At 61.8% G+C, this 17335-nt stretch carries 13 protein-coding genes; 8 read left to right on the top strand and 5 right to left on the bottom strand.

The window, feature by feature from the left end:
- From WA225_RS21210 to ycaC, 5 genes are all read left to right on the top strand, one after another.
- Positions 1-99, top strand: a 99-nt coding sequence (locus WA225_RS21210; RefSeq protein ID WP_422609461.1) for a DUF6124 family protein, incomplete at its 5' end; no start/stop codon positions are given.
- Between the two features lie 227 nt (positions 100-326).
- Positions 327-740 carry a DoxX family protein gene (locus WA225_RS21205; protein ID WP_422609460.1) on the top strand — a complete coding sequence of 138 codons (414 nt, stop codon included), beginning with the start codon at positions 327-329 and terminating at the stop codon, positions 738-740.
- Positions 733-1359, top strand: coding sequence for an antibiotic biosynthesis monooxygenase (locus WA225_RS21200; protein ID WP_422609459.1), 627 nt, complete (start codon positions 733-735; stop codon positions 1357-1359). The genes WA225_RS21205 and WA225_RS21200 overlap by 8 nt, the downstream gene beginning before the upstream one ends.
- A 42-nt stretch (positions 1360-1401) precedes the next feature.
- Positions 1402-3240 (top strand): amidohydrolase, encoded by a 1839-nt coding sequence (locus WA225_RS21195; RefSeq protein WP_422609458.1) that lies wholly within the window; start codon positions 1402-1404, stop codon positions 3238-3240.
- Between the two features lie 71 nt (positions 3241-3311).
- The gene (gene ycaC / locus WA225_RS21190) at positions 3312-3935 is read left to right on the top strand and encodes an isochorismate family cysteine hydrolase YcaC (RefSeq protein WP_007913541.1); all 624 of its coding nucleotides are present in this window, start codon (positions 3312-3314) and stop codon (positions 3933-3935) included.
- Positions 3936-4221: 286 nt separating this feature from the next.
- Here ycaC and WA225_RS21185 read toward each other — a convergent pair whose 3' ends face one another.
- Both WA225_RS21185 and WA225_RS21180 read right to left on the bottom strand, forming a co-directional pair.
- Positions 4222-5649, bottom strand: a complete 1428-nt coding sequence (locus WA225_RS21185; protein ID WP_422609457.1) for a mechanosensitive ion channel domain-containing protein — start codon at positions 5647-5649, stop codon at positions 4222-4224.
- 108 nt (positions 5650-5757) lie between these two features.
- Positions 5758-6780: an alpha/beta hydrolase gene (locus tag WA225_RS21180; protein WP_422609455.1), complete on the bottom strand. Its 1023-nt coding sequence runs from the start codon at positions 6778-6780 to the stop codon at positions 5758-5760.
- Between the two features lie 161 nt (positions 6781-6941).
- Here WA225_RS21180 and WA225_RS21175 point away from each other — a divergent pair, with 161 nt between their 5' ends.
- Positions 6942-7841: a LysR family transcriptional regulator gene (locus WA225_RS21175; RefSeq protein ID WP_422609454.1), complete on the top strand. Its 900-nt coding sequence runs from the start codon at positions 6942-6944 to the stop codon at positions 7839-7841.
- A 179-nt stretch (positions 7842-8020) separates the two neighbouring features.
- Here WA225_RS21175 and WA225_RS21170 read toward each other — a convergent pair whose 3' ends face one another.
- The 3 genes from WA225_RS21170 to gspG all read right to left on the bottom strand — a co-directional run bounded on the left by WA225_RS21170 (position 8021) and on the right by gspG (position 10345).
- The gene (locus WA225_RS21170; protein WP_422609453.1) at positions 8021-8641 is read right to left on the bottom strand and encodes a hypothetical protein; all 621 of its coding nucleotides are present in this window, start codon (positions 8639-8641) and stop codon (positions 8021-8023) included.
- A 73-nt stretch (positions 8642-8714) separates the two neighbouring features.
- Positions 8715-9902, bottom strand: a complete 1188-nt coding sequence (locus tag WA225_RS21165) for a type II secretion system F family protein (protein WP_422609452.1) — start codon at positions 9900-9902, stop codon at positions 8715-8717.
- Positions 9903-9916: 14 nt separating this feature from the next.
- Complete coding sequence (gene gspG / locus WA225_RS21160; protein ID WP_422609451.1) at positions 9917-10345, bottom strand: type II secretion system major pseudopilin GspG; 429 nt, start codon at positions 10343-10345, stop codon at positions 9917-9919.
- 205 nt (positions 10346-10550) lie between these two features.
- Between gspG and WA225_RS21155 the strand changes: the two genes are divergently transcribed.
- Together WA225_RS21155 and mnxG are read left to right on the top strand one after the other, a co-directional pair.
- Positions 10551-11159 carry a lytic transglycosylase domain-containing protein gene (locus WA225_RS21155; RefSeq protein ID WP_422609450.1) on the top strand — a complete coding sequence of 203 codons (609 nt, stop codon included), beginning with the start codon at positions 10551-10553 and terminating at the stop codon, positions 11157-11159.
- A gap of 199 nt (positions 11160-11358) precedes the next feature.
- Entirely contained in the window at positions 11359-17193 is a 5835-nt protein-coding gene (gene mnxG / locus WA225_RS21150) for a manganese-oxidizing multicopper oxidase MnxG (protein WP_422609449.1), read from the top strand.
- The last annotated feature ends 142 nt before the right edge of the window (positions 17194-17335 follow it).

The following is a 17335-nucleotide window of genomic DNA, read 5'->3' as shown; positions in this document are numbered from 1 at the left end:
GCACCGCAGCGCCGGGCGTTGTTGGGGATTGCCCAGTTGATCATGCTCGGTGAGCTGGCAGTGAATCGGGTGCTGGATAACCTCGAACCACCGGCCTAAGCACACCCCCTGTGGGAGCGAGCCTGCTTGATCGTTCCCACGCTCTGCGTGGGAACGCCTCAACGGACGCTCCGCGTTCGGCTCTGGAGGGGACGCGGAGCGTCCCGGGCTGCATTCCCACGCAGAGCGTGGGAACGATCAATGCCGCAGAACTGAGCACACCCATCCAATTTCCTCCCGACCATCATTGGCATGATTCCAGCCAATGACATTTCAAGGGTCGGGTCATGAATGCCTCAACAGATGAACGGGCACGCGACATCGGTTTGCTGTTCCTGCGGGTCAGCGGCGGGTTGTTTCTGCTGTGGGTGCACGGCTTGCCCAAGCTGCTGGACTTCACCGCGCAACTGCAACTGATCGAAGACCCGTTCCACCTCGGCGCCCACCTCACCCTGATTCTGGCGATCTTCGCCGAAGTCCTCTGTCCGCTACTGATCGTCGCCGGGTTACTGGCGCGATTGGCCTGCGTGCCTATTCTCTTTGTGCTGCTGGTGGCGCTGTTGGTCGTGCATCCGCAATGGAGTGTGGCCGAGGGGCAGTTCGGCTGGTTGCTGTTGATCGTGTTTACCACTGTGTTGATCGCCGGGCCGGGACGGCTGGTGATTCCTGTTCGTTTGCCCGGAGTGCTGCGTTATGCCTGAAGTCCTCAATCCACAAGCACCGGGGGCCGATGAGACGGTCACGTTGATCATCAAACACCGGGTCAAGGCTGGTTTCGAGTCGGCGTATGAGGCGTGGTTGCGCAACATCGTCCGCGTGGCGAGCCAGCGTGAAGGCCATTTGGGCGTAGACGTGGTGCGTGGCAAACGCGGCCGTCTCGATTTCTACACCTGCGTGCTGCGCTTCAGCTCCACCGAAGCGATGCAAGGCTGGCTGGAGTCGCCACAGCGTCAGGCACTGGTCGCCGAAGCCGCGCCGATGCTGGCTGACGGTGATCAGACGGAAGTCGCGCCGATCAAGGAATTCTGGTTCTCGCCACTGGCCGATGCCGCTTCGCCGCCGCCGCGCTGGAAGCAAGCTGTGGTCTCGCTGCTGGTGATTCTGCCGCACACCTTGCTGGTGCCGTTGATCTGGGGACCGCTGTTGGCGTTGCATCCGCTGCTTTCCAATTACGTAGTCGCCACGTTCCTGATCACCCTGACCATCGTCCTGTCGGTGGTGTACGTGGTGATGCCGCCGGTCACCCGTTTGTTTACACCGTGGCTCGAAGCCAGTCAGGCCCATGAACACCTCGATTCCCAAGAGACCTCGCCACGCTGAGCGCGCGGGGTTTGCTTCTTTCACTTTGCTTGAGGAACTGCGATGAGCGCCGATCTGATTCTGTTCAATGGTCAATTTCATACCGTTGACCGCACCAAGCCGCTGGCCAGTGCCGTGGCCATCACCGATGGCCGTTTCGTCGTCGTTGGCAACGACAATCAAGCGATGGCCCTGCGCGGGCCGGACACGCAAGTGGTCGATATGCACGGCCGCTGCGTGATCCCCGGCCTCAACGACTCGCACTTGCACTTGATCCGTGGCGGTTTGAACTACAACCTCGAACTGCGCTGGGAAGGCGTGCCGTCGCTGGCCGACGCGCTGCGCATGCTCAAGGATCAGGCCGACCGCACGCCGACCCCGCAATGGGTGCGCGTGGTCGGTGGCTGGAACGAATTCCAGTTCGCCGAAAAACGCATGCCGACCCTCGAAGAGATCAACCAGGCCGCGCCGGACACTCCGGTGTTCATTTTGCACCTGTACGACCGCGCCTTGCTCAATCGCGCCGCGCTGCGCGTCGCCGGTTATACCCGTGACACGCCGAACCCGCCGGGTGGCGAGATCGTTCGCGACAGCAACGGCAACCCGACCGGCATGCTGGTCGCGCGACCGAACGCGATGATCCTCTACTCGACGCTGGCCAAGGGGCCGAAGCTGCCGCTGGAATATCAGGTCAACTCGACCCGCCAGTTCATGCGCGAACTCAATCGCCTCGGCCTGACCAGTGCAATTGATGCCGGCGGCGGTTTCCAGAACTACCCGGACGATTATCAGGTGATCGAACAACTGGCCAAAGACGACCAGTTGACCGTGCGCATCGCCTACAACCTGTTCACCCAGAAGCCCAAAGAAGAGCTTACCGATTTCCAGAACTGGACCGGCAGCGTCAAGTTGCACCAGGGCGACGACTACCTGCGCCACAACGGCGCCGGGGAAATGCTGGTGTTTTCGGCAGCGGATTTCGAAGACTTCCTCGAACCACGCCCGGACTTGCCGCAAACCATGGAAGCAGAGTTGGAGCCAGTGGTGCGCCACTTGGTCGAGCAGCGCTGGCCGTTCCGCTTGCACGCCACCTACAACGAATCGATCAGCCGCATGCTCGACGTATTCGAGAAGGTCAACCGTGACATTCCGTTCAACGGTTTGCCGTGGTTCTTCGACCACGCTGAAACCATCACCCCGCAAAACATCGAACGGGTGAAAGCGCTGGGCGGCGGCATTGCGATTCAGGATCGCATGGCGTTCCAGGGTGAGTACTTCGTCGACCGTTACGGCAAACAAGCCGCCGAAGCCACCCCACCGATCAAACGCATGCTCGCCGAAGGTGTACCGGTCGGCGCCGGCACCGATGCCACGCGGGTGTCCAGCTACAACCCGTGGACTTCGCTGTACTGGATGGTCAGCGGCCGCACCGTCGGTGGGCTGGCCTTGTACGAAGAGGGTTTGCCGCGCACCACTGCGCTGGAACTGTTCACCCACGGCAGCGCCTGGTTCTCCTCGGAGCAGGGCAAGAAAGGCCAGATCAAGGTCGGCCAACTGGCGGATCTGGCGGCGCTGAGCGCGGACTTCTTCCATGTCGAAGAAGAAGCGATCAAGTGGATCGAGTCGGTGCTGACCGTGGTCGGCGGCAAGATTGTTTACGCCGCTGGCGACTTCGAAGACCTCGGCCCGCGTTCGATTCCGGTGCTGCCGGACTGGTCGCCGGTGGTCAAAGTCCCGGGCCATTGGCGGCCGAATTCACCGTTGCAGGCGCAGGTGCACCAGTGCAGCGGCCCGTGCGCAGTGCACACCCACAGCCATGAAAAGGCGCGGATGTCGAACGCACCGGTCAGCGACTTCGCCGGTTTCTGGGGCGCGTTCGGCTGTTCCTGCTTCGCCTTCTGATTCCCCCTAAAAGCGCCGGCCATCCGGTCGGCGCTCAATGCTTCATCCATCCGTCCATCAGGAGTTTTCCCATGAGCGTTCCTTACACACGTCTGAACAAAGATGATGCGGTTGTACTGCTGGTCGATCACCAGACCGGCCTGATCTCGCTGGTCCAGGATTTCACCCCGAACGAGTTCAAGAACAACGTGCTGGCGCTGGGTGACATCGCCAAGTTCTTCAAGCTGCCAACCATCCTCACCACCAGTTTTGACGCCGGTCCCAACGGCCCGATCGTGCCTGAGCTGCGTGAGCAGTTTCCGGATGCGCCGTTCATTCAGCGCCCGGGCCAGATCAATGCGTGGGACAACGAAGACTTCGTCAAGGCGATCAAGGCCACCGGTCGCAAGCAACTGATCATCGCCGGTGTGGTGACGGACGTTTGCGTGGCATTCCCGACACTGTCGGCGATTGCTGAAGGCTACGAAGTGTTTGTCGTGACCGACTCTTCCGGCACCTTCAACACCACCGTGCAGCAGGCGGCGTGGGCGCGGATGTCGGCGGCGGGTGCCCACCTGCTGAATTGGTTCTCGGTAGCGTGCGAGCTGCAGGGTGACTGGCGCAACGACATGGAAGGGTTGGCGCATTTGCTGTCGGAGCGGTTGCCTAACTATCGCAACTTGATCAATAGCTATACCAAGTTCACTGCCAAGTAATCGGTGAGCCTGAAAAGCCCCTCACCCTAGCCCTCTCCCGGAGGGAGAGGGGACTGACCGAGGGGTTCTTTCGAGGTACGCCGACGTGTAATACCGAGTCGAACTCAGGTCTTGAAAATCCCGGAGATCGGTTTCTTTCGTGGTACGTCGACCTGCAATACCGAGCCGAACTCCGATTTTGAAATACATGGAGATCGGCTCCCTTTCCCCTCGCCCCCTTGGGGGCGGTCCGACGTTTCGGGAGGGCTGGGGTGAGGGGGAGGCTTTTGATCTTGATCTTGCCGCTTCAACGCTTCTGCAACCAACCCAAAAACCCACCTTTCCTCACCGCCACCGGCTTGCCCATCAACGCGAGGCGACTGTTCTGCTGACGCACCGCCTGCAACTTATTCAACGCCTGCCCCACCTCCATGCGCTGTTCCATGCACTGACGAGTGAGGTGCTTGTCGAGACGATAAATGATGCTCGACGTCAACGCCGTGAACGTCGCCTGCGACGGCGTATCCGCCAGAATGCTCTGTTCACCCATGACCTCGCTCGGTCCCATCCGCCCGGCCTCGACCTTGCTGTCACCGTCCACCACCGTCGCGCTGACGACGCCAGTGGCAATCACAAACAGACTGTCCGGCACTTCATCCAGATCCAGCACCACCTGGCCTGCCGCATACTGCTGGGCAACCATCGATTCGGCGAGGCGATCACGCTCCTCACTGCTCAGCGAACGGAAGATTTTCACTTCGTCGAGCAACGCGCGGGCACGGCTCGACGGCTCAATCACGCCATCCGGATGCCGCGAGATTCCCGCCGCTTCCAGATGCCGGTGAGCGAGGTCGAACAGTTGATTGCGTACTTCGCTTTTCTTGCCGAGCTCGGCGATGAAGCCGCTCGCCACGTATTCCGACAGGGTTTCGCCGGCCTCTTTCAACACGGCTTTCGGCGCTGGCGTCAGCAACAGAGAACTGCTGCCCTGCAAGGTCCGATCAAGCGCATCGAGTACCCGGCGCGGGCGAATGTGATTCGGCACCTGAATGCTGATCGACACGCCGTGCATGTTGTTCGGGCGGCTGAGGTTGACGATCTTCGCCTTGGCCGCCACCGAGTTCGGCACCACCGCCATGGTTCCGGCGCTGGTCAGCAGGTGCGTGGCGCGCCAGTCGATGTCGAAGACCTTGCCTTCGACGCCGTCGATCACCACGAAATCATCCACCTGATAGGGCTTGGTGGTGTTGAGCACGATTCCGGAAAACACATCGGCCAAGGTGCTTTGCAGCGCCAGACCGACAACGATGGCGACCACGCCCGAAGTCGCCAGCAAACCTTTCACTGGCAGTTCCAGCACGTAACCGGCCGCAGCGACGGTGGCGACCAGAAACACCAGTGCGCCGATCACGTCTTGCAGCAAACGACCGCTGTGGCCGATGCGCCGCATCAGTGCCAGGCCGATGACTTCGGTCAGCACCCGCGCGGCGTACAGCCACCAGAGAATCCCCAACGCGGTTGCACCCAGTTGCGCCACGCGGTCATCGGCGAACAGCGGAGCCTGCAACGGACTGACGCCGGCGTTGATCACCAGCGCCGTGAACGCCAGGAACAGCACCAGCCGCACACCCACTCTCGGGGCGCGATGGGTGAAGGGCGAGAAGTGCCAGAGCACAGCGTCGAGCAGCAGCAGGGCGGCGCTCCAGGACAGCAGGTGAGTGTAGAAAAGGGTCATGACCGAAGCTCCGCAATGTCTGCCAATAAAAAGATCGCAGCCTGCGGCAGCGCCTACTTTGGAATGCATTTCCCTGTAGGAGCTGCCGCAGGCTGCGATCTTTTGCCGTTAAGGCTGCAAGTGGGTTTTCAACTCGGCTGCCGCCTGACGCACCGCCGCTTTCACCTCCGGAATCTGACTCAGCGGATTGAGCAAGCCAAAGTCATGGATCATCCCGTTGTAACGCACCGAGGTCACCGCTACACCCGCCGCATCCAGGTGCCGCGCATAGCCTTCACCTTCGTCACGCAGCACGTCGAACTCGGCGGTCTGCACCAGTGCGGCGGGCAAGCCTTTGAGTTGTTCGGCACTGGCGTTGAGCGGCGAGGCGTGGATCTGCGCACGTTCGGCCGGGTTGGTGGTGTAGTTGTCCCAGAACCACTGCATCATGCCTTTGGTGAGGAAGTGCCCCTCGGCGAATTGCTGGTACGAACCGTCGTCGAACTGCGCGTTGGTCACCGGCCACATCAGCAACTGGAAGCGCAGCGCCGGGGATTTCTGTTCCTTGGCCATCAACGCCACGACTGCAGCCATGTTGCCGCCGACGCTGTTGCCGGCCACTGCCAGACGCTTGCCATCGACACCGATCTCCTTGCCGTGTTCTGCCACCCATTTCGTTGCGGCGTAGGCCTGGTTGATCGCGGTCGGGTACTGCGCTTCCGGCGACGGCGTGTAATCGACGTACACCGCAACGGCGCCAGAGCCCACCACCAAGTCACGAATCAAGCGCTGGTGCGTCGGGTAATCACCGAGCACCCAGCCGCCACCGTGGAAGAACATGAACACCGGCAACTCGCCTTTGACCTTGGCCGGACGCACCACTTTCAGGTTGATCGTCTGGCCATCGACCTTGATCGCTTTGTCGCTGACTTCAACACCGGACAAATCCACCTTCACCGAAGCCTGCGCACCGGTCAGCACCGCACGGGCATCTTTCGGGCTCAGTTGCTCCAGCGGTTTGCCGCCGCCGGCGGCGAGGGCGTTGAGGAAGGCCTGGGTGTTGTGTTCGACGCCGCTGCTTTCGGCGGCGAAAGCGTTGCCGATGGACAGGGCGAGGAGGGAAGCGGTGAGGGTTTTCTTGACGAGGTTCATGGTGGAAATCCTTTTGAATGTTTTTGAATTGTTGTGCCTGGGTTGCGGGCTGCTGTGGCGCTGGGGTTCAGGCCTCAGCAACACCGTGAGCACAGATTAATAGGCTGCTGAAAAGTGAAAAAGCGGCTATAAAGCGTTTAACTGTCCACCAGAGAGTGACAATGAACCCGTTCGAAGACATGCGTATTTTTTGCCAGGTCATGGACTCCGGCAGCTTCACCTCAGCGGCTGATCAATTGGGCCTGTCCAAGCAGTTCGTCAGCCGGCGCTTGATGCAGTTGGAAGAGCGCCTCGGCGTGCGATTGTTGAACCGCTCGACGCGGCGCCTGGACGTCACGCCGCTGGGGCAGAGCTATTACGAATCGGCATTGCGGCTGTTGGGCGAAGTCGAGCAAGTGGAGCAGGGCATCGCCGGGCAGACCGCCGAGCCACGCGGGACGATTCGCCTGAGTGCGCCGCTGTCGTTTGCCGTGGCGCACTTGGGGTGTCTGCTGCCGATGTTCTTGCAGCGCTACCGGGAAGTCACGGTTGAGGTGGACTTGAGTGATCGCCCGGTGGATTTGCTCGGCGAGGGTTACGACCTGGCGCTGCGCATTGGCGTGCTGGAGGATTCGACCCTGATTGCCCGGCGCATTGCGTCGATCGAGCGGGTGTACTGCGCCAGCCCGGCGTATCTTGCTGAACGCGGCACACCGCTCAAACCGGAGGAGCTGCTCAACCACGATTGCCTGCCTTACGGACACGGGCGCTCGGTGCAATGGCGCTTCAATGCGGGGCAGGGTAAGCCGCTGTTGGTGAATGTCACCGGGCGGATGCGCGTGAACAACGGCGAATTGCTCAGAGATGCGGCGGTGCAGGGAATGGGCATTACCTATCTGCCGACGTTCATTGTCGGCGCGGCGCTTAAGGATGGCCGGCTGGTGCCGGTGCTGGATGATTTGCGACCTGAGCCGCTGACTCTATCGGCGGTGTATCCGCAGCATCGCCAGGCTTCAAGACCGGTGCAGGCGCTGGTCGAATTTTTGCGCGAACGCCTGAACGAGAGCCACGTCGATCTCTGAGCCTTACGCAGATCAAAACTGTAGGAGATCGTAGGCGACTGCGGAATTTGTGCACACTGCAGAACATTGTGGGAGCTGGCTTGCCAGCGATGGCGGTGTGGCAGGCAATACAATTTGCCTGACCCTGCCTCATCGCTGGCAAGCCAGCTCCCACAAGGGTTGCGGTGTTTCAGGATTGATCAGTTGGCGCGCTTGTCATCGCCCGCCTCGCCGCCGACATGTACGCCGCGATCATCCCCCGGTTCGCCTGCTGCATGCAGTCCTCGGTCATCGCCGACTTCACCGGCGCGGTGGACGCCGTGGTCATCGCCGACTTCACCGGCCCGGTGGACGCCGTGGTCATCGCCGACTTCACCGGCCCGGTGCACGCCGTGATCATCGCCCGGTTCGGCGTGAGTGCCGTTGCGGCCGGAGGATGAAGCGGAATCGCCAGAGTGCCCGGAGCCCTGGCCGCTGCCGCTGTGTCCACTGCCGCCGTCACCGTGGCCACTTCCGCCACTGCCACTGCCACTGCCGCCGTGTCCACCACCATTGCCGCCACCGCCACCGCCACCGCCACCGCCACCGCCACCGCCACTTCCGCCGCCTCCACCACCACTACCGCCATGCCCGCCGCCATTTCCTCCGCCGTTACCGCCACCCCCTCCGCCATGTCCACCGCCACCACTCCCTCCACCCCCACTGCCACCTTCCTTGGCCTGAACACTGGAAATGCCGGATAGGCTATCCGGAATCAGCACGGTGGACGCCGACAGAACTGCGCCGATGGCCATTGCGAGCACGAGCTTTTTAATGTGCATATCGTTCTCCGTCTTTGTGGTTTTGTTGGGAACGTAAAGTGCGTTGTTGCAGGGATCGGACCCGTTCCCGGAGTCAGTGAATACTCGAAGCCAGTTCGAAAATCGGGATGTACATCAGGATCACGATGACCCCGATCAGCAAGCCGATGAAGGTCATCAGCAGCGGCTCGAACAACTTCACGAACCACTCCAGCCAGCGGCTTATTTCCTCGTCGTAAAAGTCGGCGCTGCGTTCCATCATCTGCCCGAGGTTGCCGGACTGCTCACCGGCCCGGAGCAGGCGCAGCGAAACCGGCGTCACCAGCTGATTGAGCTCCAGCGCAGTGGACAATGACTGCCCCTCGCGCACCCGCTCGCAAGCCTGATCCAGCCGCACCCGTGAAGCAACGGTGAGCAAGCCACGGACCATGGCCATGGCGGTCACCAGCGGAATCCCGCCTTGCAGCAGAATCCCCAGCGAGCGATAGAACCGCGCCAGTTCATACATGAAAATCCGCTGATGCACGGCGGGCAGTTTCTCCACCAGCCGATCCAGCCCTCGGCGAAACGCTGGTTGCTTTTGCAGCACGGCGAGGGCGATGACAATCGCGGCCAGCGCAGCGAAGAATTCCGCCTGATGCGCATGCAAAAACATGCCGCTACTCATCAACACCTGCGACAGCCACGGCAGGTTATTGCCCAAGCCTTCAAACACCAGACTGAAGCGCGGCACCACATAACCCATCAAAAACAGCACCACGCCACCGCCGACTATCAGCAACAGCATCGGGTAGATCGAGGCGCTGATGATCTTCTGGCGCACCTCGTCCATGCGCTGGCGATAACTGACGTAGCGACCGAGCGCATCGCCGACCGCGCCGGTCTTCTCGCTGGACTGTACCAGCGCCACGTACAGTGGCGGGAACACCGCCGACAACTGGCCCAACGCCTGCGAGAACGATTTGCCCTCGTAAAGCAAGCGGACCAGCTCACTCAAGGTTTTCCGGGCAGCGGGGGCGGATTCTTTTTCGGCGAGGCTTTCCAGCGCATCGATCAACGGTAGGCCGGCATTGAGCAGCGTGGTCAGTTCCTGGCTGAATAACACCAGATTGAAGGTCTCGCGCTGGCGCAGTTTCAGCGAGCGCCAATGCTTGTCGGCGTGCGAGCTGAGCACGCGCAAACCCTGATCTTCGGCGATGCGCCGTGCCTCGCTGTCACCCGCCGCTTCGACGCTCAAGGACACCACGCCAGCCTTGCCGACCGCTTTCAAATGAAATCGCATGGGCCGCGCTCCAGTCACTGCCAATTGGTCACTTCGGCATTCTCGCCTTCTCCACCGGGCTGGCCGTCCTTGCCCATCGACAGCAGGTCGTACTCGCTGTTTTCGCCGGGATAGCGGTAGGCGTAATTACGTCCCCACGGATCCTGCGGCAGTTTTTTCTGCAAGTACGGGCCGGTCCATTTCGCCTCGTCACTCGGCGCGATCACCAAGGCTTGCAAGCCCTGTTCGGTAGACGGGTAGTGGCCGACTTCCAGTCGATACAAATCCAGTGCCTTGCTCAGCCCTTCGATTTGCGCCTTGGCCACTTTCACTTCCGAGCGACCGAGTTGAGCGAAGTATTTCGGCGCGACGATCCCGGCCAACAGGCCGAGCACCACCAGCACCACGAGCAATTCGAGCAGGGTAAAACCGCGTTGGTCACGCGGACGAAATTGCAGCTTCATGATGACCTCCCGTGAGTGGCAGCCGTGTTGCCACAAGGGCTTATGCAATTGCCATGCTCAGCCCCGACCAAAAACATCAACTTGGCTGAAGCCCTTGTAATCCGGGCCTTTCAAGAGTCGGCACAGTGCTTGCGTATGGCTCAAACGTGATCGGCCATTGGGGCATTTCCCCCAATTTATCGGGGTCGATCCGGGGAGGCCCGACATGAAATTTATCGCCAGCGGATTGCTCGGTTGTGTGCTGCTCAGCGGCGCCGCGCAAGCCGATGTGTTCATCTCGGTGGACGCCAAGGGCAGCTATGTACTGTCCAACGTTCACCGGCCCGGACGCACCTACGAACGGGTGATCCACGAGGCTGAATTGCCTGTGGCCAGCCTCGATCAACAGCCACAAATGATCGCCAATCAGCCTTATGCGGAACTGGTCTCGGCAGCGGCCAAGGTCAACCAATTACCCGAAGCGTTGCTGCACGCGGTGATCAACGCAGAATCCCATTACAACCCCGGCGCGACCTCAGCCAAAGGTGCGGGCGGGCTCATGCAATTGATGCCCGACACCGCGCGCGAACTGGGCGTGACCGACGTCTACGACCCCAAGGCCAACATCCAGGGCGGCGCGAAATACCTCAAGCGTTTGATGACCCTCTTCGACAACGACATCGCCCTCGCCGTGGCGGCCTACAACGCCGGGCCCGACGCGGTGCTCAGCCGTGGCCGGGTGATTCCGCCGTTCGCTGAAACCCAGCGTTATGTGCCGAATGTATTGCGTCAGTACCGGCGTCTGCAGGGGCTGGCCATGGATGCGCCGTTGTGACCCCAACCCGGTTTCCCCACTTTCGGGGCAAAGCGGATACACCCGAAAAGTGGGGAAAAGGGGTGGGGAATATCCCCCGGATTCTCAACTGGTCGCGGTAACTGATTGAACGGTAATGCAATTTTTTGTGGCACGCGGATTGCTCCGGGGCATTTGTCGAGAAGTGTTCCCAAGAGCACCCACTACGAGGTTACTGATCATGGTTGGCATTCATCACGCTCCGTCTCTGTTGAACTGGCTGCTGATTCTGGCCTCGATGCTCAGCGTCGAGCTGGCCGGCGCGGCCGTACGTTGCGAGCGTAATCTGGTGGCCAATGTGGTCGCCTTCGACCAACCGCTGATGTTCAACCGCCTCGGTGCGCAGAACATCAACGGCATGATGTTCGCCCTGCGCCGCGACGTGGTCGATGAACATGAGCAGTCGCTGGCTTACGGTGGCGCCGCAGTGCCAGGCAAAGTTTCGCTGCGCCCGGACAAGCGTCCTCGGCCACTGGTGTTGCGCGTGGCGGCGGGTGATTGCCTGACGATCAATCTGCAAAACCTGCTCGACTATCAGGCCAACCCCAACAAGCATTTTGAAAACGAGGGCGAAGAGGAGGGCGCGGAAAACGCCAACGGCGCCGAAGACTTCAAAGTCGATGAACAAGTGGCTGATCGTCACGTCGGTTTCCAGGTCAACGGCCTGCAAGCAGTGAACAGCATCGATGACATCTCTTCATTCACCGGGCGTAACGCCAACAGTCTGGTACCACCCGGCGCCAGCCGTTCTTACACGTTGTACGCCGAACGGGAAGGCGCGTTTGCCGTTAGCAGCCGTGGCGCGACGTTCGGTGGCGAGGGCGCGGCCGGCAACGTTGCCAATGGTCTGTTCGGCCAGGTCGTCGTCCTGCCCAAGGGCGGTCGCACTTATCGCAATACCCTCACCGAAGAAGAAATGCGCCTGGCCACCACGGGCCGCGCACCCACCGGCCAACCGATCGTCGATTACCAGGCGCGCTACCCGCAACGCGAACCGTGGCTGCGTGAAGGCAAGGCCGGTACGCCGATCATCGGCATGGTCGATGGCAATGAGATCATCTCCAGCGAAAGCGATGCGATTGTCATGGGCAGCAACGCCGATGGCAGTTTTCCACCGAGCACTTATCCGCTGGAATCGATGGGCAAACGCAACCCGGCGATCCCCAACCGCCTCGAAGCGTTCCGCGATTTCGCCTCGCAATTCCAGGATGAAACTGCCGCCACTCAAGCGTTTCCGGCGTATTGGGCCGACCCGGTGATGGCTCATGTGCTGGAGCCGACCCGCGACTCGTTCATGATCAACTACGGCTCCGGCGGCATGGGTGCCGAAGTGGTCGCCAACCGTTTGGGCGTGGGGCCGATGCACGATTGCCTGTCGTGCGCCTATGAAGAATTCTTCCTCAGCTCGCACACCGTCGGCGATGTGGCGATGCTGGTGGATGTACCGGCCAACACCGGGCTTGAGAACATCGCCCCGGGCCAGACACCGCGCGCCGATCAGATCGGGGTGAAAGCCACTATGGCGCTGTATCCGTCGGAGCCGTCCAACGTCAATCACAGTTACATCGGTGACTTCGTCAAATTCCGCAACACCCACAATGGCCATGAGCAGCACATCTTCCACCTGCACGGCCATCAGTGGCTGTTCAACCCCAACGACGACAACTCCGATTACGTCGACGCCCAGGGCATTGGCCCGGGCGCCGGTTATACCTATGAAATCGCCAACGGTGGTTCGGGCAACCGCAACCGCGTGGCCGGCGATGCGATCTATCACTGCCATTTCTATCCGCACTTTGCCCAAGGCATGTGGGCGATGTGGCGGGTGCACGATGTCTTCGAAGAAGGCACTCGGCTCGACGTTTCGCAGCAGGGCGCCGACGGTTATCACAGCGAACCGTTCGCCCTGCGCAGTGGCAAGCCGGCGTCCGGCGCACGCGCTTTGCCGGATGGCGAAATCGTTGCCGGCACACCGATTCCAGCGATTGTGCCGCTGCCGGGCAAAGCCATGGCGCCGATGCCCGGCAAAGTGGTGGTCGTGCCGAAAATCGGTGAAACCCTGATCGCCGGCCATGATGACGACGAGGATGAAGAAGAGGGCGATGACGATGGCGAGCACCATGGCGGCAACGCCGGCGGTCAAGCCATCGGCTCGCTGGCGCTGGTCGATCGCAGCGAAGCCAACCGCAATGCCGACGGAAGCCTGAAAAACCCTGGCTATCCATTCTGGATCGGCGGCATGGAAAGCTCGGTCGGCCAGCGTCCGCCAACCCCGCCACTGGACATGCTCGACGCGGCCACTGCGCAGTCGCTCAAAGCCAGCGGCAAAGCGCTGTGGGCCAATCTTGATCCGGCGCAGTCCGGTGGCTGGAATGGTGGCTTGCAGCGGCACGCACTGGACGGCGTCGCGGCCGGTGGCGAGGCGCACACCGTGACCACCTCGCTGGACTTCTCCAAGGAAGTCACCCGCGCCAAACCGATTTACCTGCCGGAAGAAGGCACCGAAGTCGAACAAGCGGCGATGGCCTTCCACGCGAAGAAAGATCACCCAAGCTATGCCTTGCTGCCCGGCAATCAAGTAGTCGCCAAGGCGTTTCGCACCAATGGCGCCTTGCCGATGGCTGGCGCGCCGTACTACGAGCCGTGCATGGACGACCGGCAAAAACGCCTGACCGCCAGCGCTGGCAGTGGCGAGTTCGCCAGCGGTGAGCGCGTCGACGGCATGTCCTTTGTCGGCGCCTCAAGCTTCACCGCCGACCGGCCACGGATCTACAAAGCCGCCAACATTCAGTTCGACGCGGTGTACAACAAGGTCGGTTATCACTTCCCGCAGGCGCGCATTCTCGCGCTGTGGGAAGACGCCTGGCCGGTGATCACCAAGCAGCGTCCGCCAGAGCCGCTGGTGATGCGCATGAACACTTTCGATTGCGTGCAATACCAGCAAACCAACCTGGTGCCGGCCACCTACGAGATGGACGACTATCAGGTACGCACGCCAACCGACGTGATCGGTCAGCACATTCACCTGCCGAAGTGGGATCTGACCTCGGCGGATGGCTCGTCCAATGGCTGGAACTACGAGGACGGCGTGCTCTCGCCCGGCGCTGTGCAGGAACGCATTCACGCGATTCGCGAGTTCAATCAATGCGCCAGCACTGATCCGCGCGACGGCACCCAGGCTTGCCCGAAAGCCAAGAACCATCCGTTCTTCGGCCAGTACGGCCGCGCCGATTGGCTCGGCGCGCGCACGGCGATGCAGCGCTGGTTCGTCGATCCGGTGGTCAACGCCAAAGGCGTCGATCGCGGCCTCGGCACCATCTTCACCCACGACCACTTAGGCCCATCGACGCACCAGCAAATTGGTCTGTACGCGACGGTGCTTGCCGAGCCGGCCGGTTCGACCTGGTTCCACGCCGAAACCGGCGAGCCTCTCTATAGTGGTGCGCGTCAGGACGGCGGGCCGACCTCGTGGCAAGCGGTGATCAACACCGGCGACCTCGATGGCGATGGCAAGAACGACAGCTTCCGCGAGTTCTTCCTCGAATACAGCGACTTCCAGCATGCCTATGAAGCCGGCGTCTATGTCGGTGCCGGCCCCAATGGCGTGCCGAATGCGCAAGCGTTCCCGGCGACAGCTGACAGCTTCCGCTACGCGATCAATCCGCCCGTGCGCAACAACGCCAGCAACTTGCTTGAAGGTGTATTGGAAGTGCAGGGCGGTCAGGTCCCGGGCTGCCCGAGCCGACCATGTCCGCAGGCGATCTCGGTGGATGATCCGGGCATGTTCGTCGTCAACTACCGCAACGAGCCGCTGGCCTTGCGCGTGTACGACCCGAACAAGGTCGGCCCGGACGGCAAGCGCGGCATGCAGGCCGACGGCCTCGGTGGCGATCTGTCGTTCGCCATGCAAAGCCGCACCGACCGCGCAATTCCGGCGATGAACCTGGCGCCGAATCTGCTCACCTCGGCCACCGGCCCTACCGGCGGTACCACGCTGTTCCCGCCGCACATCAACAAGGGCGGCGCCGAACCGGGCGATCCGTTCACGCCGATGCTGCGCACCTACACCGGCGACAACGTGCGGCTGCGCGTGCATGCCGGCGGCCATGAGGAAGAGCACAACGTCACCCTGCACGGCGTGAAATGGCTGCAGAGCGGTTCCGGGTTCGGCAACAGCTCCAACTCTGGCTGGCGCGCCTCGCAGATGATCGGCATTTCCGAGCAGATGGGCTTTATTGCGCCGGTGTCGATGCTGTCCAGTTCGGCGGCGACCACGGGCGACTATCTGTACTCGATGGATGCCTCGATCGAAGGCTACTGGAGCGGTATCTGGGGCGTGATGCGCAACTACACCGCCAAACGCAATGACCTGTTCGCCATCCCCAACAACCCGAATCCGGCGGGCATGCGCAACACCGTGGCGTTCGAAGGCAGTTGCCCACGGATCAGCGCCAACCCTAACGGCATCGGCACCCGGCCGACGGTGCAGCGTAACTATGAGGTGGTCGCGGCGCTGGCCAACGACATTCTCGGCAATACGCTGGGCCTGACCATCGGCGATCCCGAAGGGCTCGGCCAGCATGTCGGCGGACCGCTGAATCCGGCGGGCGGCACCCTGGTGCTGAACTCGCGCACGGTGAGCATTCCGCAAGTCACCGTGACCGATCCGGAGGATGGCGAAACCATCACCATCGGCGGGCAGAGCGGGCCGCTGCATGATCCGACCGCGATTCTGTATGTGCGTAAATCCGATCTGGATCCGCTCAGCGGCAAGCTTAAACCCGGCATCCCGGTTGAACCGCTGGTACTGCGTGCGGCGGCAGGGGATTGCATCAACATCACCCTGGAAAACCGTCTGCCGAGCGTGATGCCCGACCTGACGCAAACCGCAGTGATGCAAGGCATGGTCAAGCGTGATCGCAACAGCGGTCTGGGTTCGACCACCTTCAGCAACAACCTGATGCGGCCGTCCAGCCACGTCGGCCTGCATGCGCAATTGCTGGCCTACGACATCACCAAATCCGACGGCGCCAACGTCGGTGCCAACCCGATCCAGACCGTGCCACCGCGCGTCGGCAACAGCGGCGCGTACCCGACCCGTACCTATCAGTACTACGCCGGGCACCTGGAGCGTGAAGGCAAACCGGTGACGCAACTGGGCCGCAGCGTCGACAACATCAACGCCACGGCGGTCGAGTTCGGCGGATTGAATTTCACCCCGGCGGACGTGATCAAGCAGCCGCAAAAAGGTCTCGGCGGGGCGATGAGCATCCTGCCGATCGGCGCGACCTGGGTTGATGATGCGCGCAAGGTCAACGCCACGGTGACGGCGCCAGGGCAAACCAGCTACCGCGACTTCGCGATGGTCTGGCACAAGGCGTTGAACACCCGTTGGGCCAATGGCCGGCCGGTGGAAGGGATTGCTGCTGAGGGCTTCGGCGTGCCGACCGATCCGCAGGACAACTCGAGCATGGCGATCAACTACAAGACCGAACCGCTGTGGTACCGCTTCGGCCTCGCCCCGGATGCACCGTTCGGGCATGCCGATGGCGCGGGTTATGGCGACATGACCAACGCGCATATGGCCTACAGCAATGCGCTGGTCGGCGGTGATCCGCAGACGCCGGTGTTGTATGCCAAACCGGGGCAACCGTTCCGCACGCATATTTTGATGCCGAGCGGTGGCAGTCGCGGCACCACGTTCCAGCTCGACGGGCACGTCTGGTCGGTGAACCCGTTCCAGGCCGAGAAGAGCGATGTCGGTGGTTATCCGATGGGCTCGCCGGGCGTGGGCTCCGTGCGCTTCGGCTACAACCCGATGTCGATGTACATCGGCGCCCACGAAAGCGTCCTGCCGGCCGCGCACTTCAGCTTCATGATCCCGAGTGCTGGTGGCAGCAATGCGATCCCTGGGGATTACCTGTTCCGCGATTACGCCGCTTACGGCAACACCTCTGGATTGTGGGGGTTGTTGCGGGTGACCAATGAACCGGAACCGGCGCCGCAGGGGCAGTAGAAGCAGGTGCAACGACAACATGCCTGTGGATGCAAATCCTAGTGGGAGCTGCGGTGGGCAGTGAGGTTGCGGGATGAATGCAAAACCTGTGGGAGCTGGCTTGCCAGCGATGATGGCGGCACAGGTGCCATTGATGTGACTG

It is taken from the genome of Pseudomonas sp., assembly GCF_049300855.1.
Classification (GTDB): Bacteria; Pseudomonadota; Gammaproteobacteria; order Pseudomonadales; family Pseudomonadaceae; genus Aquipseudomonas.
Note: the sequence above shows the minus strand (reverse complement) of the source record. Positions and strands in the feature narration are given on the sequence as shown.